Source organism: Nonomuraea sp. NPDC003754 (genome assembly GCF_053605785.1).
Map to the genome: position 1 here is coordinate 112663 of NZ_JBSGJX010000019.1, position 25179 is coordinate 137841.

Here is a 25179-nt window from a genome sequence, read left to right on the forward strand (position 1 = left end):
TCACCGCTGCAGCGTCCAGTTCATGACACCGAGAGGAAGCGGGCCCGGCTGGACGGCGTCGGGCGGCGTGATCGGCGGCAGCGGGTCGTCGTACTCCCACTCGCGCTCGTCCCGCATCGTCGCCGCCGAGGGATCCCCGCCGCCCCTCAGGCCGAGGGCGCGCAGGGCCATCGGGAAGGAGTTCTTGAACTCCCTGTTCCAGTACGGCCAGGTGTGGGTGCCGTTGCCGTACATGTTCATGGTGTGCTTGATGCCGAGCCGATCCAGCCGCTTGCTCAGCGCCTTCGCGGTGTAGGCGGAGATGGGCTCGCCCAGATGGGCGGGATGCCACGGCGAGCCGGGCGGGTCCAGCGGGCCCAGGAAGCTGTTGGTGCCGCTGGACATGTAGATCGCGGTGCCCCTGAGGTTCGGCGCGAGCACCAGGGGGTCGTTGGCGGCCCAGACGTCCTTGTTCCCGGCCGGGTCGCCCCACAGCGCGTTCGGGTCGTGACCCTCGCTGAGCTGGGCGTTCTGGATGATCTGCGGGATGCCGGGCAGCTGGGTGGCCATGATGCCGCTGAAGGCGCCGACGAACCCGAACATGCCGGGGTTCTGCGCCGCGTACTTCACCGCCCCGTAGGCGCCCATCGACAGCCCCGCGATCGCCCTGCGGGTGCCGGCGCGGTAGCCGATCTCCAGCAGCCGCCGCACCTCCTGGGTGTGGAAGGTCGCCCAGGCGGGGCTGCCGCCACGGCCGCCGTTGAACCAGTCGGAGTAGTTGCCGGCGCGGCCCGCCTCGGGCATCACGATGATCGCGTCGACGTTCTCGGTGAAGGAGGCGACGTCGGTCATCCTGGTCCACGCGGTGTAGTTGTCGGCGCCGCCGTGCAGGAGGTAGAGGACGGGCCAGGTGCGCTTGGCGGACTTCGACCAGCCCCTGGGGAGGAGCAGGCGGACGGGCATCATCCGGCCGATCGACGGCGAGGAGATGAGGATGTCCAGCATCCGCGGGCCGAGCCGGCGTTCCCTCACCACCCTCGCCGGACCTTTCAGCGCCTTCTGCCAGGGGGCGTAGCGGGGGTCTCCGGCGTCGCCCGGCGGAGCCTGCTGTCGCGCCGGCTCCTGCGTGCGTCGCGGCTGCGGGGCCTTGGACGGCGGCCTGCCGTTCGGGTCGCCGGGGAAGGGGTCGCCGGCGGTGCCGTCCTGCGGGGGCACCTCTCCCGGCTGCTCGGCCTGGCCGCTGCCGGGTGGCCGGCCGCCCGGCTCCTCGGGCTCGCTCCGCCCGTCGGCCGTGGCCGGTCTCGCCGGCTCGCCGCGGCGGTCGGCGGCCGGCCGCTCCTGCCCGGTCTGCCCGTCCGGGACCAGCGACCAGTCGGGATCGGCCAGCGCGGGACCGGCCGACGAGCCCATGACCAGCACCGACGCCAGCGCCACGGCCAGCAAGCCCCTGGATCGCATGATGCCCATCACCGTCCTCAGCCCTCATCGGCCCTCATCGGCCCTCATCGGCCCTCCTCAGCGTGGAGGCGAGGCTAGGCGGTGCCCGCGGGCGGCAGCTATCACCGCAGGCAACGAAAAGGCGCTACGGCTTGCGCTCCGCGGACAATTATCACCCGCGTGACAAAAACGAACTGGAGGAATGTTCCGCTACGGCCTGCTCCTGGATGGTTCGTCTCGGTAAGTTGACCGATCACCCCCGGCAGCATGGGAGCGCCCGTGGACGAACTCGGTGAAGGCGACATCCGACGCTTCCTGACGGAGCGGATCTCCTCCCGGTGTGCCCTGACCGAGGTGGACCCCGACCGGCCGCTGGAGGAGTTCGGGCTGTCGTCGCGGGACGCGACGGGGATCGCGGGGGAACTGGCCGAGCTCGTCGGGCGCGAGCTGGCGCCGACCCTGGTGTGGGAACACCCGACGATCAACCGGCTCGCCGCGGCGCTGGCCACGGGCGCGCTCGCCGATCCGGCCGCGGGACGCTCACCGGCCCACCCCCTCCGCCCCACCGGCGGACGCGCGCCCGAGGCGGTACCCGGCCCGGACGAGCGCCTGTCCGGCGGGCCCGAGCCGATCGCCGTGGTGGGGGTGGGGTGCCGCCTGCCGGGCGCCGACGGGCCCGAGGCGTTCTGGGACCTTCTCCTCCAGGGCCGCGACGCCGTACGGACGGTCCCCGAAGGGCGCTGGGAACGGTTCGACGACGGTACGGCCCGCACCGCCGCCGCCCTCGACCGCACCACCAGGCACGGCGGCTTCCTCGACGGCATCGAGGGGTTCGACGCCGAGTTCTTCGGCATCCCGCCGGGCGAGGCCGCCACGATGGACCCCCAGCAGCGGCTGCTGCTGGAGACGGCGTGGGAGGCGCTGGAACACGGCGGCATCGCGCCGCGCTCGTTGCGCGGCAGCCGTACCGCGGCGTTCGTCGGCATCTCGGGCAACGAGTACGCCCACCTCACCACCGCCGACCCCGCCGCCGTGGACGCGTGGACGGCCACCGGCGCCGCCTTCAGCATCGCGGCCAACCGGCTGTCGTACCTGCTCGACCTGCGCGGGCCGTCCATGGCGGTCGACACCGCCTGCTCGTCCTCGCTCGTGGCCGTCCACCTGGCCGTGACCAGCCTGCGCGCGGGGGAGAGCGACCTGGCCCTGGCCGCAGGCGTGAACCTGCTGCTCTCCCCGGTCGTCACCATGGCCTTCGACCGGGCCGGCGGCACGGCGCCGGACGGCAGGTGCAAGGCGTTCGACGCGTCGGCCGACGGGATGGTGCGGGCCGAGGGCTGCGGCGTCGTCGTGCTCAAACGCCTGTCCGACGCTCTCCGCGACGACGACAGGGTCCTCGCGGTGGTCACCGCGTCGGCCGTGAACCAGGACGGCCGCTCCAACGGCCTGGTCGCCCCGAACCCCGACGCCCAGCAGGACCTCCTCCGCACCGTCTACGCGGGGCTCGACAGGGGGCCCGACTACATCGAGGCGCACGGCACCGGCACCTTCCTCGGCGACCCCATCGAGGCCGGCGCCATCGCCGCCGCCGTCCCCGGGCCGGTCCTGCTCGGCTCGGTGAAGACCAACCTCGGCCACCTGGAGGCGGCGGCGGGGGTGACCGGCTTCATCAAGACGGTGCTGGCGCTGCACCACGGGCTCATCCCGCCCAGCCTGCACTTCCGCACGCCGAACCCGCACGTGCCCTGGGACACGCTGTCGGTCGTCACCGAGCCGACGGCCTGGCCGCGCGCCGACGCGCGGGCGGGGGTGTCGTCGTTCGGCTTCGGCGGCACGAACGCCCACGTGGTCCTGGACGCCTTCCTCCCGGTCCACTCACCGGTGCCGGCCCCGCCGAAGGACGGGACGGCTGCGGCGCGGGTGTTCGTCCTGAGCGACGTCACCGCCGACCGGGTCCGGGCGCAGGCCGCCGATCTCGCCGCCTGGCTCACCGCCCGTCCGGAGCCGTCCGGCTCCTGGCTGCGGGACGTCGCCCACACGCTGGCCCGCCGGGCGGGCCGGGGCCGGGTGGGCGCCGCCGCCGTGGCCAGGACCGCCGGCGAGCTGGCCGCCGCGCTCGCGACCGTCGAGCCCGTGCCCACCGGGGGGCGGGGGCCGGTGTGGGTCTTCAGCGGGTACGGCGCGCAGTGGCCGGGCATGGGACGCGACCTCTACGCCGCCGAGCCCGCCTTCCGGGACGCCGTCGACGAGCTGGCGCCGCTCCTGCGCGCCGAGGCGGGCATCGACCTGCACACCTGGGAGGCGGACGGCGTCGCCCACCTGCAGCCCATGATCTTCGCCGTGCAGATCGCGCTCAGCCGGCTGTGGACGGCGTACGGGGTGCGGCCCGCGGCCGTCATCGGACACTCCATGGGCGAGGTCGCGGCGGCCGTCGTCGCGGGCGGGCTGGGGCTCCACGACGGGGTCCGGGTGATCTGCCGGCGGGCGGGGTTGCTGGGCTCTCTGGGCGGGGGCGGCGCGATGGCCGTGCTGGAGGCCGCCGCCGAGGAGGTGCCGTCCGACCTGCACGTCGCCGTCTACTCCTCGCCGACGCAGACCGTGGTCACGGGCGACCAGCAGGCGGTGGCGCGGTTCGCGGCGCGGGTGGAGGCGGACGGGCGCTACGCGAGAGTGCTGACGTCGGAAGGGGCGGGGCATTCGCCGCAGGTCAAACCGTTGCAGCCGCGGCTGAGGGCGGAGCTGGCGGCGATCGTGCCGGGGAAGCCGGAGGTGCCGTTCTACTCGACGGTGCTGGACGACCCGCGGGAGACGCCGACGTTCGAGCCCGCCTACTGGGCGGCGGGCATCAGGCGGCCGGTCCGGCTGGCGCAGGCGGTCGGCGCCGCGGCGGAGGACGGGCACACCGTGTTCACCGAGATCGGGCCGCATCCGGTGCTGGCCGCCGCGCTCCGGGACAGCCTTCCTGGCGCGCTGGTGACCCATTCGCTCGCCCGGCCGCGCTCCGCCGCCGCGGGCGTGCGGGACGGGGCGGCGCGGGGGTTCGAGGAGCAGGTGGCCAGGGTGGCGGCCGCCGTACCGCCGGATGTGGACGGGCGGGTGGTGGACGTGCCGCGCCCGCGCTGGCGGCGGGAGCGGCACTGGGCGCCGGAACGCCCGCGGGCCGCCGGCGGGCATCCGGTGCTGGGCGCGCACGTGGAGACGCCCGCCGGGCACGGCTGGTCCACCGAGCTGGACGACCTGTCCGAGCCGCCCTGGCAGCTGGATCCCGCGACCTGGCACCGCGACGGGCACGCGGTGCTGCCGGTGGAGGCGGTGGCCCGGCTGGCGCTGGCGGCGACGGGCGGCACGGCCGTGGAGAACGTCGCGTTGTACGGGCTGCTGCCGTTGCCGGCGCGGATCACCGTCACGCGGGCAGGGGGGCGCGTCGAGGTGCACGCCAAGGACGCGGCCGGGGTGTGGAAGCTGTACGGCTCGGCGGGCGCGGGCCCGTCGGCCGATGCGAAGGAAAGAATCGGGCGGTTCTGTGTAGACGGGACAATTGAGGGAATCGAGACGGCTGAGATCCCGGAGACCGGCGTGCCGGTACGGCTGGCCGACAAGCTCGTCGAACGGATCTGGGCCCCGGCCCCGCTGGCGGACGACCAGGCGGCGCCGGCTCGCGCATGGCTCATCCTGGCCGATGAGGGGGATCCGCGAGCCGCCCGCCTGGCCTCGTTCCTGCCCGCGGGGCCAGACGGCGACCCGCTCGTGCTGGTGGGGGCGGACGCCGACCCGCCGGGCGTGCTGCTGCGGCTGGCGCGGCTGGCCGGGGACGGCAGGCGGCTCAGGATCGTCACCGAGCGGGCGCAGGCCGTCCTGGAGGGGGAACGCGGCGACCCGGCGGCCGCCTCCCTGCGCGGCGTGGTCAGGGTGCTGGCGCTGGAGCATCCCGAGCTGAGGGCGACGCTGATCGACGTCGACGACCTCTCCGTGCTGGCGCGCGAGCTCACGCACGACGGCGACGACGACGAGGTGGCCTGGCGCGACGGCGTCCGCTACGCCGCCCGCCTGCGCCGCGCCGAGCTCGTCGCCGACCGTCCAGGACGTCCCCCGGTGGTGCGGGAGGGCGGCGGCTACCTGATCAGCGGCGGGTACGGCGCGCTCGGCCTGCTCGTGGCGCGCTGGCTGGTGGACAGGGGCGCGGCCAGGGTCGTGCTGAACGGCCGGGCCGGACCGTCCGCCGAGGCCGCCGCCCGGCTCGCCGCGCTGCCCGCGGTCGAGGTGGTCACGGGCGACCTCGCCGCGGAGGGCACGGCGGAACGGCTGGTGGCGGCCGTGACGGAAGGGGGAGTCCCGCTGCGCGGGGTCGTCCACGCGGCGGGCGTGCTGGACGACCGGCTGGTCACCGCACTGACCGCGGCGTCGGTCGAACGGGTGTGGGCGGCCAAGGCGACCGGCGGGTGGCGGCTGCACCAGGCGACGCGCGACCGTGCCCTCGACTGGTGGGTGGCCTTCTCCTCGGCGGCGGCCCTGCTCGGCTCGCCGGGGCAGGCCGCGTACGGCATGGCGAACGCCTACCTGGACGCGCTGTGCGACCTGCGCAGGGCGGAGGGGCTGCCGGCCGTGTCGATCAGCTGGGGGACGTGGGCCGGGGCCGACCCGTTGCCGGCCGTCACGCCGCTCACCCCCGAGGAGGGGATCGAGGCGCTGGAGGCGCTGCTGCGGCGGGAACTGTCGGCGGGGGTGGTCAGGCTCGATCCGGCGGCGGCGATGGCGGTGTTCCCCCGGGTGGGACGCATGCCGTACTTCTCGATGGTGGTCGAGGGAGTGGCGGAGCGGCGGCGTGACCTGGGCGAGCTGGCGCCGGGCGAGGCGATGCGGGTGATCCACGCGCGGGTGCGGGAGCGGGTGGCGGGCGTGCTGGGGTTCGACGCCGGCCGGTCGGGCGACCGGGGCGGGTGGCCGGGGGAGCACGCGGTGCTGACGGACCTGGGGCTGGACTCGCTGGCGGCGACGCGGCTGCGCGGGACGTTCGAGCACGACTTCGGGGTGGCGGTGCCGGCCGGGCTGCTGCTCAGGGGCGCCACGCTGGGCGAGGTGGCGCGGGCGGTCGCGGCCGAGCTGGGCATCGAGGCGGGCCCCGAGCCGGGCGGCGCGCTGGGCCTCGAGCCGGGCGCCGCGCTGGGCCCGGTGCAGGGCGGCGCGCTCGGCCCCGAGCCGGGCGGACGGGAAGGCCGGGCGACCGCCGTGGAGACGGCGCCGAGGGACGCGGCCGAGCGGCTGGTCGTGAGGGTGGCCGAGCAGGTCCTGGGGCGCGCGCCGCGCCTCGACGAGGTCCTCCCCGCCGAGGTGGCGACCACCGTGGCAAGCGAGGCGGGCTTCCGGGCGGGCGGGGCGACGGATGCCGGGGCGGGTCTCCGGGCGGGCGGCGCGGCGCCCGCCGAGCTGGGTCTCCGGGCGGTTGGGGTGATGCCCGCCGAGCCGGGTCTCCGGGCGGTTGGCGCGGCGCCCGCCGAGCTGGGTCTCCGGGCGGATGGGATGACCGTCGCCGAGTTGGCCGACGCGGTGCGCGCGGCGGACGAGCGGGAGGCCGGGCAGGGCGTCGTCCGGCCGCTCACCCGGCCGGGCCGCGCCACCGGCCGGGCGGCGCCGCTGTTCCTGGCGCACCCGGCGGGCGGCACGACGGGCGTCTACCGGCGGCTCGCCTCCCTCCTCGACACCCCCGTGCTCGGCCTGGAACGGCTGGACGGCACGGCCGGCATCCCCGAGCGCGCCGCCGCCTACGCCGAGGCCATCACCCGCACCTGCCCCGGCCCCTACCGCCTCGGCGGCTGGTCGTTCGGCGGGATCGTGGCCTTCGAGATCGCCAGGCAACTAGGTGACGACGCCGTCGAGCTGGTCGCGATGATCGACTCGGGGCTTCCCGACCGGCTCGATCCCGCCACGCTCACCCAGGTGCGCGCCCGGCGGTACGCCGACTTCGCGCGGTACCTCCGGGACACCTACGGCGCCGCGGTCGCCCTCTCCTACGACGACCTGAAGGACCTCGACGAGCCCGGCCAGCTCGCGCTCACCGAGGCGCGGGTCGAGGAGTCGGGGGTCCTGGCCGCCCTGAGCCCCGCCATCCTGCGCCACCAGCGCACCTCCCACGAGGACACCCTGGCCATCGAGCGCTACCGCTGCGGGCCGTACCGGGGGAGGGTCGTCCTCTACCGCTCCACCGAGCCGACCCCGTGGGCCGTCGAGGACGCCCGCTACGCGCACCGGGACGACCCCGCCAGGGGGTTCGCCCCCTACGCCGAGGATCTGGAGATCGTCCCCGTCCCCGGCTCGCACCATCTCAACCTGCTCGACCCCCCGTACGTAGAGATCGTCGCCGCACACCTGAGAGGTCTTCCATGACGCTGGTACAGGCAGTGATCGAGGGCGCGGATCCCGAAGAGCTCGAGCACGCGCGGGTCCCCTCGACCTACAAGGCCACCTACATCCGCAAGGACGAGGTCGGCATGTTCGGCAGGACGCCGCACGGGGCGAAGGGGGTGGACAAGGACGTGCGCAGGTCGATGCACGTGGGCGAGGTTCCGATGCCGCCGCTGGCCCCCGACGAGGTGCTGGTCGCGGTCATGGCCAGCGCGATCAACTTCAACACCGTCTGGTCGGCGATGTTCGAGCCGATCCCGACCTTCGCCTTCCTCGAGCGGTTCGGCAGGACCGATCCACGGCACGACCTGGACACGCACGTGCTCGGGTCCGACGCGGCAGGGGTGGTCGTCAGGACGGGCACGGCCGTACGGCGCTGGCGCATCGGTGACCGGGTGGTGACCAGCCCGGCGTACGTGGACGGCGAGGACCCGATCACCCACCACGACGGGATGCTGGGCGGCGACCTGCGGGCGTGGGGGTTCGAGACGAACTTCGGCGGCCTGGCGGAGTTCGCCGTGGTGAAGGCGACCCAGTTACTGCCCAAGCCGCCCCACCTGAGCTGGGAGGAGGCCGCGTGCAACATGCTGTGCGCGTCCACCGCCTACCGCATGCTGGTGGGCGAGCACGGCTCGCGGATGAAGCAGGGCGACGTGGTGCTGCTGTGGGGCGCGACGGGCGGCCTCGGCGCGTACGGCGTGCAGCTCGTCAGGAACGGCGGCGGCATCCCGGTCGGGGTGGTCAGCTCGCCGGAGAAGGCCGAGCTGCTGCACCGGATGGGCTGCGAGCACGTCGTGGACCGCACCCAGTTCGAGCACCTCGACGACGAGAAGGCGTGGCGCAGGCTCGGGGCGGAGGTGCGCAGGCAGGTCGGCGAGGACCCGGCGATCGTCTTCGAGCACACGGGCAGGGAGACCTTCGGCGCGTCCGTCTACGTCGCGAGGAAGGGCGGCTCGGTGGTCACCTGCGGCTCCTCCAGCGGGTTCGAGCACGCCTACGACAACAGGCACCTGTGGATGAAGCTCAAGCGGATCATCGGCTCGCACGGCGCGAACTACCAGGAATGCGCCGAGATCAACCGGCTGATCTCGCTCGGGATGATCCATCCGACGCTCTCCCGGGTCTACCCGCTGGAGCGGGCGGGCGACGCGGCGCGGGCCGTCCAGACCAACGAGCACGTGGGCAAGGTGGGCGTGCTGTGCCTGGCGCCGGAGGAGGACCTGGGCGTCGAGGACCACGCGCTGCGCGAGCGGGTCGGCGAGGACAGCCTCAGGCTGTTCCGGTCCTGGCCTGCCTCGCCCTGAGGACGATCTCCAGCTCGAAGCGGACGTCGGGGTCGCCGAGCTGGTCGCCGTAGAGCTCTTCGAGCTGCCGCAGCCGGTAGCGGACGGTCTGCGGGTGGACGTGCAGCCTGGCGGCCACCTCGCCGGCGCCTCTGCCGTAGCGCAGCCAGGCCAGCAGTGTCTCGGCCAGCCGGTCCTGCTGCGACTTGCGCAGGTGCGCGAGCGGGGCCAGCCGGGTCTGCGCCAGCGCGCCGACCAGGTCCTCGTCCTTGAAGACGATGAGGGTCGACATGTGGTCGGCGCAGCGCAGCGGGCCCCTGGCGCGCGGCAGCACCCCGCGGCGGGCCAGGTCGAGCGCCTCGGTGGCCCAGCGCAGCGAGACGGCCGCCCGTTCCAGCGGGACGGCGGGGCCGACCGCCGCCCGCCATCCGCGCAGGCTCTTCTCCAGCATCTGCGGCCGGCCGGGACCGTTGGGGTCGGGGACGAGCAGGCACGGCTGGGGACGGTCGAGGCCGACGAGGACGTCCGGAGGCAGGGACGGGGTGCCGTTCTGGTCGTCGAGCGCGACGCCCGCCACGGTCCTCGGCAGCCGCCAGCCGGCGGCCTTCGCCAGGTCGGCGATCGCCTCGGCGGCGGCGGGCGGCTGGGAGAGCAGCAGGTCGAGCAGGCGGTGGCGGCGCCGCTCCATCTCGCCTGCCGCGTGGGCCCTGGCCTCGTCGAAGCCCTCGGCGGCGGCGTCGGCGAGCTGGTCGAGATAGACGAAGATCGCCTCGCCGAGGTCGTAGAGGGACTGAGGCGTCAGGCCGAGCGGCTCGGCCAGCTCGGTCAGCCGCCGCCAGCCGACCCTGGCGCCCAGGCGCATGGCGGTCTGCAGCGGTTCGAGGTTGCGGCCCTCGGCGGCCTCTCCCCTGCCGATCATGCGGAACGGTTCGGGATCCCAGGGGGCGTCGGGGTTCTCGATGCGGTCGAGGAAGCGGCCGATGGCCTCCTCGACCGCCCTCCGCACGACCTTGATGTAGATCTCGTCCGACGGCCGCGCGTACTCGGGGATGCGGGCCTGGATCTCCTCGATCACCTCGTCGGAGAGCCTGCCGATGCCGGGTCGCAACCCGTGGACGATGCCGGGGGGAGCGGACTCCCAGAGGCGGCGTCCGTCGCTCCAGTCACCCTTCATGCCCTTAACCCCTCCCGTCGCCACTTGTTACTTAACTGACAGAGGAGCTGGGAAGCAAGTGCTTGTTTTTATAACTATTGGATGAAGCGGCCGAACTCCTCCAGCGAGATGAGGCCGTCACCGTCGCGGTCCAGCCTGGCGACACCGGCCTGCGCGGCCTCGATCGTGATCGGCTGGCCGAGCACCTCCATCAGGCGGACCAGTTCCGCGGCGGAGATCAGCCCGTCATTGTTGGCGTCGACGAGGTCGAATGTGATCGCGTAGTCACTCATGGGCGAGAGGTTAGCCTCATTTGTCGCCGATCGCCCCTCACTCGACCAAGACGTGAAGGTCCGTGGTCCCCGAGCCCTGACCCCTGCTGACCCGCCCGTCGGGATGCACGATCTCGTACGGGACCGGCGAGTCCACCGTGATCGTGTCATCCCGTACCTCGACCGCGATCAGCCCGTGCGGCGACGGTACGGCACCGCGCGCCCAGCGCAGGTGACCCAGCCGGGGCGCGATCCTGACCCTCTCGTAGCCGGGCTCGGCGGGCGTGATCCCCAGGGTGTGGACGAGCAGGTCCCTGCTGGGCGTGGCCGACCAGCCGTGACAGTACGACCCGCCGTCCCAGCACTCGCGGAAGGTGCCCTGCCCCAGCGCGGCCCAGTCCTTGCACAGCCCGGCGACGTGGTCGGCGGCGCCCAGCAGGGCGCCGCCCGGTCCAGCAGGAACTCCCTGATCAGCGGCAGCCGCCCGGCGGGCACGATCCCGGCGCAGACGGCCGCGGCGGCGGTGTGCTCGCTCGCCGCGCCGCTCACCAGGTTGTCGGCGTACCGCCTGCCGTCCCAGAAGATCTCGAAACCGGCGAAGCCCGTCGCCGCCCCTGAACGGCAGGAACCACCTGAGCACCCCCTCCGCGACGCCCATCAGGCCCGCGACCCCGCGTTGACCGGCCTCGATCCCGCCGACGACGGCGACGTGCAGCGCGTCGGCGCCGCCCTGGCCGCCAGACGAGCCCAGGGCTGAAGGAGAATGAGCCCATGCCGTCGATCCGGGTGCTGCTCGTGGAGGACCACGACATGGTCGCCGAGGCGCTCGGCATGGCGCTCGACCGGGCCGACGGCATCGAGGTGGTGGGCAGGGCGGTCTCGATCGCGGAGGCGGGCACCGAGACCGGACGCCTGCGGCCCGACGTGGTGCTCCTCGATCGGCGGCTGCCCGACGGCGACGGGATCGAGGCGATCGGCAGCCTCGCGTCGGCCGCCGACGGGGTGCGCGTGCTGGTGGTCGCCGGCGAGGTGAGCGCCGCCATGGCCACCAGGGCCGTGGCGGCCGGTGGCGCCGGCCTGATCGCCAAGTCGTCGGGGCTGAAGGAGCTGGAGGCGGCCGTCCGCGAGGTGGCCGCCGGCGGCATGGTCTTCACGCCCGACCTGCTGGCCGACGTGCTCGACCGGCTGACGGGAAGGGCGGCGCACCCGGGCGGCGGGCTGACCGCGCGGGAGCGCCAGACGCTGGCGCTCCTGGGCGAGGGGGCCAGCACCGTCGAGATCAGCCGCCGGCTCGGCGTGGCCCGCAACACCGCGCGAAACCATGTCCAGCGGGTGCTGGAGAAGCTGGGCGCGCGCTCCAAGCTGGAAGCCGTCGTCATCGCACGCAGGGACGGCCTGCTTGACTGATGCATCTGCACTACTGGCCGCTGGGGAAATTGCGTCTCGTGAGGCCACGCCCTGGTGGGGAAAGTGAGGGGCATGGCATACGAGATCGAGGAGCGGCTGGAAGCCGAGCTGTCCGGCATCACGGCCGCCCGCGAGATCGCCGGACGGTTCGTGGTCGAGACCGCCTACCGTGGTGCGCGCGAGGACGTGCTGCTCGTCGTCTCGGAGCTGGTGACCAACGCGCTGCTGCACGGCGACGGGCCGCCGCTGCTGCGCCTGGCGGGAGACGAGTCGCGGATCCGCATCGAGGTGGGTGATGCCGCCGCCGAACTGCCCGCGCCCCGCGAGCCTGGACCGCGTGACGGCTGGGGCCTGCACGTGGTCGAGCAGGTGTCGGCCCGGTGGGGTGCCGCCCCGCTGGACGGCGGCAAGGTGGTCTGGTGCGAGCTGGTGGCCGCGACGGACTCCGACGGCGCCAGGGCGGGCGCGGCCGTCGGCTGACATGCGTGCCGTACCGCTCGCGGGGGTGGGCGTGGCATGCTGCGGTATGGCCGACGCCGACACAGACCTCCACCTGATGGTGCAGAGCATCGTCGACTACGCGATCTTCATGCTGGATCCCCGGGGTCACATCATCAGCTGGAACGCGGGCGCCGAGCGGGTCAAGGGCTACACGGCCAAGGAGATCATCGGCCGCCATTTCTCGGTCTTCTACCCGCCCGAGGACGTCGCCGCGAAAAAGCCGGAGCGCGAGCTGGAGACCGCGATCGCGGAGGGACGGCTGGAGGACGAGGGGTGGCGGGTCCGCAAGGACGGCACGAGGTTCTGGGCGAACGTCATCATCACCGCGCTGTTCGACGAGTCCGGACGGCTGCGCGGCTTCGGCAAGGTCACCCGCGACATGACCGAGCGCCGTACCGCAGAGCGCGCCTTCGACGAGCGCGGACGCCTGCTCGCCCACCTGGTCCAGGCGCAGGAGCGCGAGCGGCGGCGCATCGCCTGGGACGTCCACGACGACACCATCCAGTCGATGGTCGCCGTCGGGATGCGGCTGCAGCTCCTGGCCGACCGGGTGCCGCCGGAGCACGCCGACGCCGTCGAACGGCTCGGCGAGGCCGTCAGCGCGGCCGTCCAGCGGCTGCGCGGCCTCACCTTCAGGCTGCGGCCGCCAGGACTGGACGACGACCTGATCGACGCCGTCCAGGGCTATCTCGACGAGACGGTGGCGGGCACCGGCCTCACCGTCAGCGTCAGCCACGACCTCGTCCGCGAGCCGCCGCCCGAAACGCGCATCACGATCTTCCGGATCCTGCAGGAGGCGCTCACCAACGTCCACAAGCACGCGCGGGCGAAGAGCGTGAAGGTGTCGCTGGTCTCCGCCGACCACGGCGTGCTCGTCAGGGTGACCGACGACGGCGTCGGCCTCGCCAAGCCCGTGGAGACGCTGTCCGGGCGCGACCACTTCGGGCTGCTGGAGATGCGCGAACGCGCGGAGGCGGCCGGAGGCTGGTGGGCCATCAGGAGCGAGCCGGGCGGGGGAACGACGGTGGAGTTCTGGGTGCCGGCGCTGCCGTACGGAGGGAGCGAGTGATCCGCCCACCGGTAGGCCCTCGCCTGGTGGGGCCGCCGGTGCCGGGCGACGGCGCCTCCCGGTAGGGGCCCCGGCCCCGCCATCACCCTGCGTGCCGTGCGGGTGGGAGCGGGGCCGGGGCGTCAGGGAGCCGTCCGGCCGGTGGTCAGAGGACCGCGCCGGAGCCCTCGCGGGGCCGGGAGGTACGGCGGGCGGGCGGCGACGGCGGTGGCTGCTTGCTGTACCGCTCGAACTCGATCGCCAACGGCCCGGCCACCAGCGACGACGACAGCGTCCCCACCACGATCCCGATCAGCAGCGCGATCGCGAAGTCCCGCAGCGAGTCACCCCCGAACACCGCCAGCGCCGCCAGGATGAACAGCGCCCCCAGCCCGGTGTTCACGGTGCGCGGCACGGTCTGCAGGATCGCCTCGTTGACCACCTGGGGGAACGGCCTGGTCCGCTGCCGCGCCCACAGCTCGCGCACCCGGTCGAAGACCACCACCTTGTCGTTCACCGAGTACCCGACGATCGTCAGCATCGCCGCCAGGAACACCCCGTCGATCGGCTTGCCGAGCCAGGCGAACGTGCCCACGACCGCCGCCGTGTCGACGAGCAGCGCCAGCACGGCCGCCGCGCCGAACGTCCACCGGAACCGCACCGCCAGGTAGGCCAGCTGGGCCGCCAGCGCCACGCCCAGCGCGATCAGCGCGTTGCGCCGCAGCTCGGCGCCGAGGGAGGGCCCGATGAGCTCGTCGCGCACCTTGGTGACCCGGTCGCCGAGCGCCCGCTGGATGCGTTCGACGTCGTCGCCGGTGATCTGCCCGGTCCGCACCGAGATCCCCTGGTCCGAGCTCTGCACGACGGCCGAGGGGTGTCCGGCGCCCGCGACGGCCGCCCTGGCCGTGTCCGTGGTCATCGGCGTGGACGTGGTGAACTCGACGAGCCGCCCTCCGGTGAACTCGACCCCGAAGTTCAGCCCGCGCGAGACGAGCCCCGCGACCGCGACCAGCACCAGGACGGCCGCGCCCACCAGCCACCGGCGGGCGTGCCGCATCACGAAGGGGCTGCGGGCGGTCAGCCAGGCGCGCACCCTGCCGATCGAGGCGAGACCCGAGGCTCGCGGCGGCGTCCTGCCGATGATCCACTGGGTGAGCGCCCTGGTGATGATCATGGCTGAGATCAGCGAGGCGACCACACCGATCGACAGCGTCACGCCGAACCCCTTGACCGGGCCCGAGGCCAGCCAGAACAGCAGCCCGGCGGCCAGCAGCGTGGTCACGTTGGAGTCGGCGATGGCGCTCCAGGCCTTCGAGAACCCCTGGTCGAGCGCGGACTTGAGGCCCGCTCGGCCGTACTCCTCCCTGGCTCTCTCGAAGACCAGCACGTTGGCGTCGACGGCCATGCCGATCGCCAGCACGAATCCGGCCAGGCCCGGCAGGGTGAGCGTGGCGCCGAGGGCGACCAGGGCGGCGTAGGAGATGAGGCCGTAGCTCACCAGCGCGATCGCCGCCAGCAGCCCGACGACCCGGTAGACCAGGATGATGAAGGCGCCGGTCAGGATCACGCCGACCACGGCGGCCTGCGCGCTGGCGGCGATGGCGTCGGCGCCGAGGGTGGGGCCGACCGTCCGCTGCTCGACGATCTCCAGCGGCACGGGCAGCGAACCGCCCTTGATCAGCACGGCGAGGTTCTTCGCCTCCTCGGGGGTGAAGGAGCCGGTGATCTCGGTGGAACCCCCGGGGATGCCGGTACGGCACGGCGTCCCCTCGTTCACCTGCGGCGAGGAGATGACCTTGTCGTCGAGCACGATGGCGACCCTGCGCTTGGGGTCGCCGACGGGCTCGCAGGCGGCCGCGCCGGTCAGCTTCTGCCACGGCGCGCTCTCGCGGAAGTCGACGGTGACGAACCAGGCGCCGCCGCGCTGCGGGTCGGTGCCCGCCCCCGCGTCGGTGACGCCGTCGCCGCTGATCGCGGCCGGCCCGAGACGGAGCGGCCGGCCGTCCTCGTCGCGGGTCTGGCCGTCGTCGCCGAGGACGGGGTGGAAGGACAGCTGCGCGGTCCTGCCGATCACCTCGGCGGCCTTGCGCGGGTCGAGCACGCCCGGCAGTTCGACGATGATGCGCTTCTCGCCCGAGCGGACGAGGGTCGGGTCGACCACGCCCAGCGCGTCCGTCCTGCGCTGGAGCACGTCCAGCGCCCGGTCGGTGGCCTCGGCGTCGGCCTTGGCGGTGGGCGAGTCTCTGGTCTCGAAGACGAGCTGGGTGCCGCCGCGCAGGTCGAGACCGAGGCGCGGCGGCATGGTCAGGGCTAGGAACAACGAAGTCGCGATGACGGCAAGCGCCGCCACCGCACGCCACAACGGCGCACGGGACATGGGGCCTCCACAAGGCTCTTGATGGGGTCAGGAGAGCGGTGTGGAGGTGGGCGGCGCGCGGGCCGGCGCGCTCGCGTGGTGCTCGCCGCCGAGCGCCCTCGGGCGGGCGCCGGCGACAGCGGTCAGCGCGGCGCGCCGGCCGTACGGAACGGCGGCGGTGAGGACGGCGAGGCCGCCACCCGTGGCGTGCACGCCCTTGCTCGCGTGGGCGTGCGGCCTGGTGGGGTCGGGCAGGACCTGCTGGTGATCGGCCGCTCCGGCGATCTGCGCGTGGACGGCGGCCACGACGGGGGCAGGCGGGGGCGTCCCGCCGGCCAGGAACAGTGTGGACAGCAGGAGCAGCAGCGCAGCAGGCAACCTGGTCCGCACGCGTTCACCATACGCCTGATCGGGTAGCGGAGGCGGATGCGCCTGACCTATACCAGCGATCTCTGGTGGAAGAACGCGGTGATCTACTGTCTCGACGTCGAGACCTACAAGGACGGCAACGGCGACGGGGTCGGCGACTTCCGCGGCCTCACCCAGCAGATCGACTATCTGCACAGCCTGGGCATCACCTGCCTGTGGCTCATGCCCTTCTTCCCCACCCCCAACAGGGACGACGGCTACGACATCACCGACTTCTACAGCGTCGACCCCCGGCTCGGCACGCTCGGCGACTTCGTGGAGTTCATGCGCACCGCGACCGACAGGGGGATCAGGGTGATCGCCGACCTGGTGGTCAACCACACCTCCGACCAGCACCCGTGGTTCAAGGACTCGCGATCGAGCAAGCAGTCGCGGTTGCGCGACTGGTACGTCTGGAGCGACACGCCCGAACCCGACGACCCCAGCCAGATCGTCTTCCCCGACAAGGAGGACTCGATCTGGCAGTTCGACGAGCGGACCGGGCAGCACTACCTGCACAGCTTCTACCGCCACCAGCCCGATCTCAACGTCGCCAACCCGGAGGTGCGCGACGAGATCGCCCGCATCCTCGGCTTCTGGATGGAGCTGGGCCTGTCGGGGTTCAGGGTGGACGCGGTGCCGTTCCTCATCGAGAACGTGGGCGACAAGCTGCCCGACCCGCACGCCTTCCTGGCCGACCTGCGCGCCTTCATGTGCCGGCGCGAGGGCGGATCGATCCTGCTGGGCGAGGTCAACATGCCCTACAAGGACCTCGTCGGCTACTTCGGCGACGGCAACGGCGACCAGCTCACGATGTGCTTCGACTTCATCCTCATGCAGCGGATCTGGCTGGCGCTGGCCAGGGACGAGGCCGAGCCGATCTACCAGGCGCTGCGCGAGCGCATCATGCCGCCCAAGGACTGCCAGTGGGCGACCTTCCTCCGCAACCACGACGAGCTGACCCTGGACAAGCTCAGCGAGGAGGAACGGCAGGAGGTGTTCGAGGCCTTCGGCCCCGACAAGAGCATGCAGATCTACGGCAGGGGCCTGCGCCGCCGGCTGCCCTCGATGCTCGGCGGTGACCTGCGCCGGATCAAGATGGCCTACAGCCTGCTGTTCTCCATGCCTGGCACCCCGGTGATCTTCTACGGCGAGGAGATCGGCATGGGTGACAACCTCGACGAAGAGGGCAGGATGGCGGTCAGGACCCCGATGCAGTGGTCACGCGGCGGCGGTTTCAGCGAGGCCGAGCCCGTGCGGGGGATCCCCGGCGGCAGCTTCGCCCCCGAGCGGGTCAACGTCGCCGACCAGAAACGGGACCCCGACTCGCTGCTGCGCTGGTTCCAGCTGCTGATCGAGCGCTACCGGGAGTGCCCGGAGCTCGCATGGGGCGAGAACACGGTGCTGGAGACCGGCAACCCGGGCATCTTCGCGCACCGCTGCGACGCCGCGGGCGCGACCGTGGTGGCCGTCCACAACCTGGGCGACACCGCGACGGAGGTCGAACTGCTGCTGAAGGACCGGGGCGACTGCGTGCTCACCGACCTGCTCTCCGACGAAAGCATGGACGTCGAGGACGGCAGGGTGACGCTGCCGATGGCGCCGCACGGCTGCCGCTGGCTGCGCGCCGCCCCGCGCGAGGACATGCCGCCGGAGGACGCCTCGATCATCGCTCGGTGACCGGGTAGGCCGGCATCGCCAGCCGTGCCACCCGCTCCAGTTCCTCGCGCGTGGCGCCGTCGCGGGCCCGGGCCGACATGCCCTGGATGACGGAGGCGTAGAAGGTGGCGAGGGCGGGTGGGTGGGGCCGGGTCAGAGGTAGGAGGGTCCCGTGACGCGGTGGCGGAAGGTCCACCACACCCACGCCTGCGCCAGGACCAGCAGCGGCATCAGGACCAGCATCACCGGCACCAGCAGCGCCAGCGTGGCCCCGTCGGCCGCCGACGCCGCCAGGTCGAGGTCCGCCCCCGCCAGCACCACGATGCCGGTCAGCGCGGCCGCCGTCAGCGCGTAGGTGGGCCTCTCGCCGGACCCTCCGGTCAGCCGTACGGCACGCTCCCGCAACCGGCCCGTCAGCCGCAGCCCCGCGAACGCCAGCCCGTGCATGGCGAACAGCACCGCGACCACGAGCGCCGCCGCGACCGGCACCGGCAGGATCCGCGTGAAGATCACCCCCCAGGCCAGCGCCAGCCCCCACGAGCCGGCCACGATCGCCCCGTCACAGCCGGCCTGCCACCACGCCGCCGGCACCCGGCCGCGCAGCCACAGCCCCATGTCGCGCACGATCCAGCTGACGAGCAACGCCACGAGGGCCAGGTAGTTGCCGCCCAGCAGCTCACCCTCCAGCTCGGGGAACAGCCCGGCGAGCACGCCGGCCAGCGCCACCAGCCACACCTCGTTGCCGAGGAAGAAGGGGGCGATCGCGGCGATGACGGTCCTGCGCTCGGTGGCGGTCTTCCCGAGGTACGGCAGCAGCATGCCCACCCCGATGTCCGCGCTGGCCAGCAGGAAGTAGCCGAGCGCGAAGAAGGCCAGGACGAAGATCTCCATGGTGGCGTCCTCAGAAGGTCAGGGCGGGAACGGGGGTCTCGATCGGGCGTTCGGCGCCCAGGGCGACGGCGTCGGGGCCGCGCCTGGCGGTCCTGGCCAGCAGCCAGTAGTTGACCAGGATCAGCACCCCGAACACCGCGCTGAAGGCGATCAGGGAGACGCGCACCTCCGTGGCGCTGAGCGGGGACATCGCGTCGGCCGTGGTCAGCAGGCCGTACACCGCCCATGGCTGGCGGCCCACCTCCCGGAAGACCCATCCCGCCAGCATCGTGACGAACGGGACGGGGATCATCGCGGTCAGCAGCCAGTGCCAGATCCGCAACCCGCGGACGGCGGGCCGGAACAGCATCAGCAGGAAGCCGGCCGCCGAGAAGAAGAGCATGACGGCGAACAGCAGCATCATCGTGATGCCCGCGGCCTGCACCAGGCCGACGGGCGGCAGGTGGTCGCCGGGGCCGAAGCGGGCCACCATGTCGGCCTGGATTCGGGCGAGGTCGTCGGCGCCGCCGGACCAGGCCGCCGCCTTGCCCGGCTGGAGGGTCTGGAAGCCCATGCCGCCGAAGGTCGCGGTGACCAGCGTGGCGGGCAGGGCCAGGCCGGCGCCGATCCGGAGCGACTTGCGGAAGAAGTCCTGCTCGGTGGTGCGCCTGCGCAGATGGTAGGCGCTCACCCCGGCCATGAAGAACCCGGCGACGACCATCGCGCCGCTCAGGACGTGCCCGAAGGCGACGAGCGAGGCGGGGTTGGCGGTCAGCGCGCCGAAGTCGGTGAGGCGCAGCACGCCGTCCACGACCTGGTGGCCGACGGGGTTTTGCAGGAAGCCGTTGGCGATCAGGATCCAGAAGGCGCTGGCGTAGGCGGTCAGCGTCACGATCCAGATCAGCGCCAGGTGCGCCCACTTGTTGAGCCGGTTCCAGCCGAAGATCCACAGGCCGAGGAAGGTGGACTCGACGAAGAAGGCGACCAGCGTCTCGATCGCCAGGGCCGCGCCGAAGACGTTGCCCGCGAAGTGCGTCAGCCCGCTCCACGACATCCCGAACTGGAACTCCATCACCAGCCCCGTCACGATGCCCATGGCGTAGTTGATGATGTAGAGCTGGCCCCAGAACCGCACCATGCGCTGGTGCAGCGGGCTGCCGGTCAGCGTCGCCACCGTCTGCAGCACCGCGACCAGCGTCGCGAGTCCGAGCGTCAACGCGACGAAGAGGAAGTGCGCCCCCGCGGTCAGCGCGAACTGCAAGCGGGCCAGGTCCACCGTTTCCATGCCCCGACCCTCCCGGTACGGCATGCGCCGCCGCATCGGCCCACGGTTGCGTGGCGGGTACTCCTCAGGGCGTAAGCCATCCGGGCGTGACGAGACCGGCCTCGTAGGACAGGACGACCAGCTGGGCCCTGTCGCGCACGTTCAGCTTGGTCATGATGCGGCTGACGTGGGTCTTCGCGGTCGCGGGGCTGAGCACGAGCCGCGTGGCGATCTCGTCGTTCGACAGGCCGTGCGCGACCAGTTCGAGCACCTCGCGCTCGCGGTCGGTCAGCGAGTTGAGCTCCGGGCCGGGGGCGGGGCGCTTGACCCGGCCGGCGAACTCGGCGATGAGCCTGCGGGTGATCGAGGGGGCGATGAGCGCGTCTCCTCGGGCCACCACCCTGACGGCGTGGATGAGCTCGGCGGGCTCGGTGTCCTTGACCAGGAAGCCGCTGGCGCCCGCCTTGAGCGCGCCGTACACGTAGTCGTCGAGGTCGAAGGTGGTGAGGATGATCACCTTCGTGCCGGCCATGCGGGGGTCGGTGACGATCTGGCGCCCGGCCTCCAGTCCGTCGAGCTCGGGCATCCTGATGTCCATGAGCACCACGTCGGGGCGCAGCTCGCGGGTCCTGGCCACGGCCTCGACGCCGTTGGCGGCCTCGGCGACCACCTCGATGTCGTCCTCGTCGGACAGGATGGACCGGAACCCGGCCCGCACCAGCGTCTGGTCGTCGGCCAGCAGGACGCGGATCACAGCGGCAGCTCGGCGACGACGCGGTAGCCGCCCTCGGGGCGCGGCCCCGCCTCCAGCGTGCCGCCCAGCGCGGCCGCCCGCTCCTTCATGCCCTGCACGCCGTACCCGCTTCCTCCCGTGAAGACGGCGGAGGGCCCGTCGTCTTCCACTGTTATCGCTATCTTTCCGGATTCTTCGGTGATGGTGAGCCGGGCGCTTCCGGCCGCCGAATGGCGGGAGACGTTCGTCAGCGCCTCGGAGACGATCCGCGCGGCGGCGAGGTCCACCTCGACGGGAAGGTCGCCGTGCGAGACCCGCCTGGTGACGTCGAGGCCGGTGCGCCGGACCAGCTCGTCGAGCTGCCGCAGCCCAGCCGTGGGAGCGGTCGGCGCCCCCTCGTCCACCTGCCGCAGGACGCCCAGGGTGGCGCGCAGCTCCCGCAGCGTCTCCTTGCTGGTCTCCTTGATCGCCCGAAGCGCCGCCTCGGCGTCCTCCGGCCGTTTCCTGATGCCGTGGAGCGCCGCCCCGGCCTGCACGTTGATCGACGAGATGTTGTGGCCGAGCACGTCGTGCAGCTCACGCGCGATGCGCAGCCGCTCCTCGGTCTCCCTGCGCTTGGCCTCCTCCTCCTTGCTGTGCTCGGCCTCGGCGGCCCGCCGTTCGGCCTCCTGGAGGTAGGCGCGCCGGTTGCGGGTCACGCCGCCGCTCGCCACCACGGCCACCATCCAGCCGGCGATCATGAGGAACAGGCTGTCGTCGACGTGCCGGACGCTGCCGGTCTCGCCCAGCCCCATGCCCAGCAGCGCCATGGCCGCGACCGTGGCCGCGGCCACCAGGTGCCCGAGGTCGGCGGCGGTGTAGAGGGCGAGCATGGGCGCCACCAGGACGGGCCCGTCCTGGGCGGAGAGGGGGTAGTAGACCGCGGTGGCGATCATCACGACGAGCAGGACGGCGACGGGATGGCGGTGCCTGAAGAACAGCGCGCCGGCCGCCACCAGCGGCAGGACGACGTCGAGCGCGGTGAGGGTGACGCCTGACTTCATCAGCGCGGTGATCGCGGACCCGAGCAGGATGACCGTCACCGCCGCGATCGTCACTCTCATGCGTCCATTCTGTCGCGCCGACCGGCGCCGGACGGCCTCCCGATCCACCGCCTGGGCCATACCCCGCCTTCATCGCAGAACGTAGCGAAATGCTTCCACCTGTCCCAGACCGAGTCGGGCCTGCGCGCGGCCGGCTTCTCCCTGGCCGCGGTGATCGCCAGGCCGCTCGGCGGCGCCCTGTCCGACAGGGTCGGCCCGGTACGCGTCCTGGCTACTTCCCGCCCCTGGTCATGGGGGCCGTCTACACCGTCACCGGCGCCTACGCTCACGGCCCTTGCCGCTCTCCTCTACACATTGAAGGCATTTCGGCCGGGTAAGGGATCGGAATGAGCACACAGGATGAGCGCCGCCGGCCCGAAGACGAGCTTCGCCGGCTCGACGAGGACATCGCGAAGCTGAAAGGGTCGACCGCCGAGATTCGCGCCCAGGTCAGGGACATGGGCGCGACGGATGCGATCGAGCGGGCGGCGATGCTGAGCATGGCCGACGAGCAGGACGTCCTGATCTCCGAGCTCGAGGTGAGACGGGAGCGGCTACGCGCCCGCCTCGGCTCCTCTTAGGGTGCGGCCGACCTCGTGAAGGTGGCGGAGCGCCTGGCCGTAGGAGCTGAACACGCCCGACTCGACGTACTCCACCCCGAGGTCCGCGCAGTACGCCCGCACGATCGGCCGGGCCCTGCGCAGGTTGGGCGTGGGCATGTTCGGGAACAGGTGGTGCTCGATCTGGTGGTTGAGCCCGCCGAACACCACGTCGGCCAGCCAGCCGCCGCGGACGTTGCGCGAGGTCAGCACCTGCTTGCGCAGGAAGTCCAGCTCGTCGGCGGCGGTGAGCACCGGCATGCCCTTGTGGTTGGGCGCGAACGTGCAGCCGAGATAGACACCGAAGACCGCCTGGTGCACCAGCGTGAACACCACGGCCATGCCGAACGGCAGCACGCTGAAGATCAGTCCGAAGTACCACACGAAGTGCAGCACCAGCAGCGTCCCCTCGAGGCCACGCCGCCGCATCGCCTTGGTGCGCAGCGCCTTGAAACTGGCCACGTGCAGGTGCCAGCTCTCCAGCGTGAGCAGCGGGAAGAACAGGAACGCCTGCCAGCGCGCCACGAACCTGGGCAGGCCGCGGGCGCGCTCCACCTGGTCGGTCGACCAGACGATCACCGCGGGTGAGACGTCGGGGTCATGGTCCTCGTGGTTGGGATTGGCGTGGTGGCGGGTGTGCTTGTCGGTCCACCAGCCGTAGCCCATGCCGATCAGCAGGTTGCCCACGAGGCGGCCGGCGAACTCGCTCGGCCGGCGGGTCCGGAACACCTGCCGGTGCGCCAGGTCGTGTGCGGCCAGCGCCACCTGCGCGAACGCCAAGGCCAGCGCGAAGGCCACGAGCAGCTGCCACCAGGAGTCGCCCACCAGGACGAACGCCACCCAGCCGCCGGCGAAGAAAAGGCCCACCAGGCTGAGGCGAAGCGTGTAGTAGAGAGGCCGCCTGTCCAGCAGGCCGGCTTCGTTGATCTTGCGTGCCAGTCGTGCGAAGTCGCTGCCGCGGGCTTCGACGGTGACGGGGACGTCGGTCACGGGGCTCCTCATGAGCGTCGGACAATGGCCCCACCCTTGCGTGCACTCCCGTACCAGGGCAATCGATCGTCAGTTCGGTGGTCTCGTGTCGGGGCCGCGTCGGCCAGACTGGAGAGATGATCTACGCCGGCACCCCGCTCACCGATGCTGTCCGCCGCGCCGTCACCTCCGCCTGGGGCATCCCCGCCGGCGACGGTGAGCGCCTGCACGGGGGCGAGGAGTCGGCCGCCTACCTGCTCGGCGAGCATGTGGTCCGGGTGGGCCCCGCCTCGCGCGCCACCGCCGACGCCGAATGGTGCCACGCCGTCGCCCGCCACGCCGCCGACCGGATGCCCGAGGCCGTGGCCCCGCTGCCCACCCCCACCGGGGACACCGTCATCAGGGTCGACGGCCGCCTCGTCTCGCTCTGGCCGTACGTCGAGGGGAGCTGGCCCGACTCCGACGAGCCCGAGCAGCGCGCCCAGGGCGCGCGGCTGCTGGCCCGCCTGCACACCGCCCTGGCCGACTGCCGTCCCGGCCCGCGCCCGTCACCCGCCTTCCAGGAGTCAGGCCTGTACGGCGAGCCGCCCCGCGACGCCGCCGGCCTCGACGACCCCGCGCTGGACCGGTGGCTGGCCGAGTTCCACCGCACGCACCCGGTCAGGCACCCGCTCCACGGCGACTACTACACCGGCAACACCCTGGCCAGGAACGGCGCCGTCGTCGCCGTCCTCGACTGGGACGAGACGTTCGTCGGCGCCCCCGAGGTCGAGCTGGCCGCCGCCGCGCTGGAGTGGGGCGACGACGAGCTGGGCGCAGGCAGGGAGTTCGTCGACGCCTACCTCGCCGCCGGCGGCACCGCGGCCCCGCTGACGGAGGAGGAGCTGGCCCAGCTGATCAGGCACAAGCTGCGCCGCGAGTACGCCTACTTCCACAAGGCCGTCGCCGCAGGGGTGGTCCACGACGAGGAGGACCTCGACTACCACCGCGAGCGCGTCGCCCTCTTCCACAGCCTGGCCCCCTGACGCGAGCCGTTCCCGGAGCGCTCCCCGCCCGCGCGGCGCGCTACCCGGTCTGGCCGGTCGGCCGGCGGCTCGCGCCCGCCGCGCGCGTGAGGCGGCGCCAGGACAGCGCGATCGTGACGATCACGACGAGCCCGGCGGCCGCCGCCCACCACCAGGCGGCCCGCCACGGCCGGGGAGGCTCGGCCGGCAGGCCGACACCCACCAGCGCGTCCTTGAGGAAGGCCGGGGCCCGGTGCCAGCCCGTCCGGACGACGTGCCGCTGCGCCGGGGTGTGGACGAGGGGGGCACCCACGGCGTACGGATACAGATCCTGGACGACTTCGGAGTCGTCCTCCGGCAGGTGCCAGGCGAGGCGGTAGCGCGGCCCCAGGTCGCCGGGCGGGGGAGCGGGACGGAACTCGCCCGGCAGCTCGGCGACCAGCGCGACGGTGACCGCCGAGCCCTCCCGGACCAGGTCCAGGCTCGCCGCCGTCCGCTCGTCGTCCGGGCTGATGCGGAGGGGGACGGAAAGCCCCGGGCCGGTGAGGACCCCGCTGTCCACACCTTTCGCCAGGGCGGGCGTCGCTGTCCCGAGAAAGGCGAGAAGAAAGGAGAAAAGAAAGGCGAGAAAGAATCCCGTGCGGGTCATGACTCCATTACACGCTGAAACCGCGGCGAATGTCATTGATAGTTGCGCTACTTCTGGATTTCCGAAATTCCTTGACGGGGCGCGGCCGTGGATCCAACACTATGGAAGTT

Annotated in this window: 20 protein-coding genes; 8 read left to right on the top strand and 12 right to left on the bottom strand. The window is 72.9% G+C overall.

The features are described 5' to 3' along the window. Complete coding sequence (locus tag ACWEVS_RS23915) at positions 1-1437, bottom strand: alpha/beta hydrolase-fold protein (protein WP_452553342.1); 1437 nt, start codon at positions 1435-1437, stop codon at positions 1-3. A gap of 258 nt (positions 1438-1695) precedes the next feature. Here ACWEVS_RS23915 and ACWEVS_RS23920 point away from each other — a divergent pair, with 258 nt between their 5' ends. After that, entirely contained in the window at positions 1696-7794 is a 6099-nt protein-coding gene (locus ACWEVS_RS23920; protein WP_452553344.1) for an SDR family oxidoreductase, read from the top strand. Next, the gene (ccrA, locus tag ACWEVS_RS23925; protein WP_452553346.1) at positions 7791-9116 is read left to right on the top strand and encodes a crotonyl-CoA carboxylase/reductase; all 1326 of its coding nucleotides are present in this window, start codon (positions 7791-7793) and stop codon (positions 9114-9116) included. The genes ACWEVS_RS23920 and ccrA overlap by 4 nt, the downstream gene beginning before the upstream one ends. Here the strand turns inward: ccrA and ACWEVS_RS23930 are convergent. From ACWEVS_RS23930 to ACWEVS_RS23940, 3 genes are all read right to left on the bottom strand, one after another. Then, on the bottom strand, positions 9082-10269 hold the full coding sequence (locus ACWEVS_RS23930) for a helix-turn-helix domain-containing protein (protein WP_354914400.1): 1188 nt from the start codon (positions 10267-10269) through the stop codon (positions 9082-9084). The two genes, ccrA and ACWEVS_RS23930, sit on opposite strands and share 35 nt — an antisense overlap. A gap of 74 nt (positions 10270-10343) precedes the next feature. Continuing rightward, a complete protein-coding gene (locus ACWEVS_RS23935; protein ID WP_354914402.1) occupies positions 10344-10541 on the bottom strand; it encodes an EF-hand domain-containing protein in 198 nt (65 codons plus the stop codon). Between the two features lie 37 nt (positions 10542-10578). Further along, on the bottom strand, positions 10579-11178 hold the full coding sequence (locus tag ACWEVS_RS23940) for an alpha-L-rhamnosidase C-terminal domain-containing protein (protein WP_449918421.1): 600 nt from the start codon (positions 11176-11178) through the stop codon (positions 10579-10581). A gap of 113 nt (positions 11179-11291) precedes the next feature. Between ACWEVS_RS23940 and ACWEVS_RS23945 the strand changes: the two genes are divergently transcribed. From ACWEVS_RS23945 to ACWEVS_RS23955, 3 genes are all read left to right on the top strand, one after another. Then, a complete protein-coding gene (locus tag ACWEVS_RS23945; protein WP_449918418.1) occupies positions 11292-11927 on the top strand; it encodes a response regulator transcription factor in 636 nt (211 codons plus the stop codon). 72 nt (positions 11928-11999) lie between these two features. Further along, positions 12000-12407 carry an ATP-binding protein gene (locus ACWEVS_RS23950; protein WP_449918415.1) on the top strand — a complete coding sequence of 136 codons (408 nt, stop codon included), beginning with the start codon at positions 12000-12002 and terminating at the stop codon, positions 12405-12407. Positions 12408-12453: 46 nt separating this feature from the next. Next, positions 12454-13497, top strand: coding sequence for a PAS domain-containing sensor histidine kinase (locus ACWEVS_RS23955; RefSeq protein ID WP_452553348.1), 1044 nt, complete (start codon positions 12454-12456; stop codon positions 13495-13497). A 145-nt stretch (positions 13498-13642) separates the two neighbouring features. Here the strand turns inward: ACWEVS_RS23955 and secD are convergent, their stop codons facing one another. Both secD and ACWEVS_RS23965 read right to left on the bottom strand, forming a co-directional pair. Beyond that, positions 13643-15853 (bottom strand): protein translocase subunit SecD, encoded by a 2211-nt coding sequence (gene secD / locus ACWEVS_RS23960; protein WP_452553349.1) that lies wholly within the window; start codon positions 15851-15853, stop codon positions 13643-13645. A 27-nt stretch (positions 15854-15880) separates the two neighbouring features. Next, positions 15881-16222, bottom strand: coding sequence for a hypothetical protein (locus ACWEVS_RS23965; protein WP_452553351.1), 342 nt, complete (start codon positions 16220-16222; stop codon positions 15881-15883). Positions 16223-16258: 36 nt separating this feature from the next. Here ACWEVS_RS23965 and ACWEVS_RS23970 point away from each other — a divergent pair, with 36 nt between their 5' ends. Continuing rightward, on the top strand, positions 16259-17920 hold the full coding sequence (locus ACWEVS_RS23970; protein ID WP_452553353.1) for an alpha-amylase family protein: 1662 nt from the start codon (positions 16259-16261) through the stop codon (positions 17918-17920). Between the two features lie 132 nt (positions 17921-18052). Here ACWEVS_RS23970 and ACWEVS_RS23975 read toward each other — a convergent pair whose 3' ends face one another. The 4 genes from ACWEVS_RS23975 to ACWEVS_RS23990 all read right to left on the bottom strand — a co-directional run bounded on the left by ACWEVS_RS23975 (position 18053) and on the right by ACWEVS_RS23990 (position 21869). Continuing rightward, positions 18053-18790 carry a cytochrome d ubiquinol oxidase subunit II gene (locus ACWEVS_RS23975; RefSeq protein ID WP_449918407.1) on the bottom strand — a complete coding sequence of 246 codons (738 nt, stop codon included), beginning with the start codon at positions 18788-18790 and terminating at the stop codon, positions 18053-18055. Between the two features lie 10 nt (positions 18791-18800). Then, positions 18801-20054: a cytochrome ubiquinol oxidase subunit I gene (locus ACWEVS_RS23980; RefSeq protein ID WP_452418403.1), complete on the bottom strand. Its 1254-nt coding sequence runs from the start codon at positions 20052-20054 to the stop codon at positions 18801-18803. A 64-nt stretch (positions 20055-20118) separates the two neighbouring features. Next, positions 20119-20787 (bottom strand): response regulator, encoded by a 669-nt coding sequence (locus ACWEVS_RS23985; protein WP_449918401.1) that lies wholly within the window; start codon positions 20785-20787, stop codon positions 20119-20121. Then, entirely contained in the window at positions 20784-21869 is a 1086-nt protein-coding gene (locus tag ACWEVS_RS23990; protein ID WP_452553355.1) for a sensor histidine kinase, read from the bottom strand. Before ACWEVS_RS23990 ends, ACWEVS_RS23985 begins: the two co-directional genes overlap by 4 nt. A gap of 326 nt (positions 21870-22195) precedes the next feature. Here ACWEVS_RS23990 and ACWEVS_RS23995 point away from each other — a divergent pair, with 326 nt between their 5' ends. Further along, positions 22196-22429, top strand: coding sequence for a hypothetical protein (locus ACWEVS_RS23995; RefSeq protein ID WP_354914428.1), 234 nt, complete (start codon positions 22196-22198; stop codon positions 22427-22429). Here ACWEVS_RS23995 and ACWEVS_RS24000 read toward each other — a convergent pair. After that, the gene (locus ACWEVS_RS24000; RefSeq protein ID WP_452553357.1) at positions 22403-23437 is read right to left on the bottom strand and encodes a fatty acid desaturase family protein; all 1035 of its coding nucleotides are present in this window, start codon (positions 23435-23437) and stop codon (positions 22403-22405) included. The two genes, ACWEVS_RS23995 and ACWEVS_RS24000, sit on opposite strands and share 27 nt — an antisense overlap. 116 nt (positions 23438-23553) lie before the next feature. On the opposite strand from ACWEVS_RS24000, the gene ACWEVS_RS24005 reads away from it, so the two are divergent. Further along, the gene (locus tag ACWEVS_RS24005; RefSeq protein ID WP_452553359.1) at positions 23554-24441 is read left to right on the top strand and encodes a phosphotransferase enzyme family protein; all 888 of its coding nucleotides are present in this window, start codon (positions 23554-23556) and stop codon (positions 24439-24441) included. Positions 24442-24481: 40 nt separating this feature from the next. Here the strand turns inward: ACWEVS_RS24005 and ACWEVS_RS24010 are convergent, their stop codons facing one another. Continuing rightward, positions 24482-25069 carry a hypothetical protein gene (locus ACWEVS_RS24010; protein ID WP_452553361.1) on the bottom strand — a complete coding sequence of 196 codons (588 nt, stop codon included), beginning with the start codon at positions 25067-25069 and terminating at the stop codon, positions 24482-24484. Between the last annotated feature and the right edge of the window lie 110 nt (positions 25070-25179).

Bases quoted from the DNA above. Each gene is read 5' to 3' on its own strand.
- ACWEVS_RS23915 (WP_452553342.1), bottom strand. From the start codon at position 1,437: ATGCGATCCAGGGGCTTGCTGGCCGTGGCGCTGGCGTCGGTGCTGGTC.
- ccrA (WP_452553346.1), top strand. From the start codon at position 7,791: ATGACGCTGGTACAGGCAGTGATCGAGGGCGCGGATCCCGAAGAGCTC.
- ACWEVS_RS23930 (WP_354914400.1), bottom strand. From the start codon at position 10,269: ATGAAGGGTGACTGGAGCGACGGACGCCGCCTCTGGGAGTCCGCTCCC.
- ACWEVS_RS23935 (WP_354914402.1), bottom strand. From the start codon at position 10,541: ATGAGTGACTACGCGATCACATTCGACCTCGTCGACGCCAACAATGAC.
- ACWEVS_RS23940 (WP_449918421.1), bottom strand. From the start codon at position 11,178: ATGGGCGTCGCGGAGGGGGTGCTCAGGTGGTTCCTGCCGTTCAGGGGC.
- ACWEVS_RS23945 (WP_449918418.1), top strand. From the start codon at position 11,292: ATGCCGTCGATCCGGGTGCTGCTCGTGGAGGACCACGACATGGTCGCC.
- ACWEVS_RS23950 (WP_449918415.1), top strand. From the start codon at position 12,000: ATGGCATACGAGATCGAGGAGCGGCTGGAAGCCGAGCTGTCCGGCATC.
- ACWEVS_RS23955 (WP_452553348.1), top strand. From the start codon at position 12,454: ATGGCCGACGCCGACACAGACCTCCACCTGATGGTGCAGAGCATCGTC.
- secD (WP_452553349.1), bottom strand. From the start codon at position 15,853: ATGTCCCGTGCGCCGTTGTGGCGTGCGGTGGCGGCGCTTGCCGTCATC.
- ACWEVS_RS23970 (WP_452553353.1), top strand. From the start codon at position 16,259: ATGCGCCTGACCTATACCAGCGATCTCTGGTGGAAGAACGCGGTGATC.
- ACWEVS_RS23975 (WP_449918407.1), bottom strand. From the start codon at position 18,790: ATGGAGATCTTCGTCCTGGCCTTCTTCGCGCTCGGCTACTTCCTGCTG.
- ACWEVS_RS23980 (WP_452418403.1), bottom strand. From the start codon at position 20,054: ATGGAAACGGTGGACCTGGCCCGCTTGCAGTTCGCGCTGACCGCGGGG.
- ACWEVS_RS23990 (WP_452553355.1), bottom strand. From the start codon at position 21,869: ATGAGAGTGACGATCGCGGCGGTGACGGTCATCCTGCTCGGGTCCGCG.
- ACWEVS_RS23995 (WP_354914428.1), top strand. From the start codon at position 22,196: ATGAGCACACAGGATGAGCGCCGCCGGCCCGAAGACGAGCTTCGCCGG.
- ACWEVS_RS24005 (WP_452553359.1), top strand. From the start codon at position 23,554: ATGATCTACGCCGGCACCCCGCTCACCGATGCTGTCCGCCGCGCCGTC.
- ACWEVS_RS24010 (WP_452553361.1), bottom strand. From the start codon at position 25,069: ATGACCCGCACGGGATTCTTTCTCGCCTTTCTTTTCTCCTTTCTTCTC.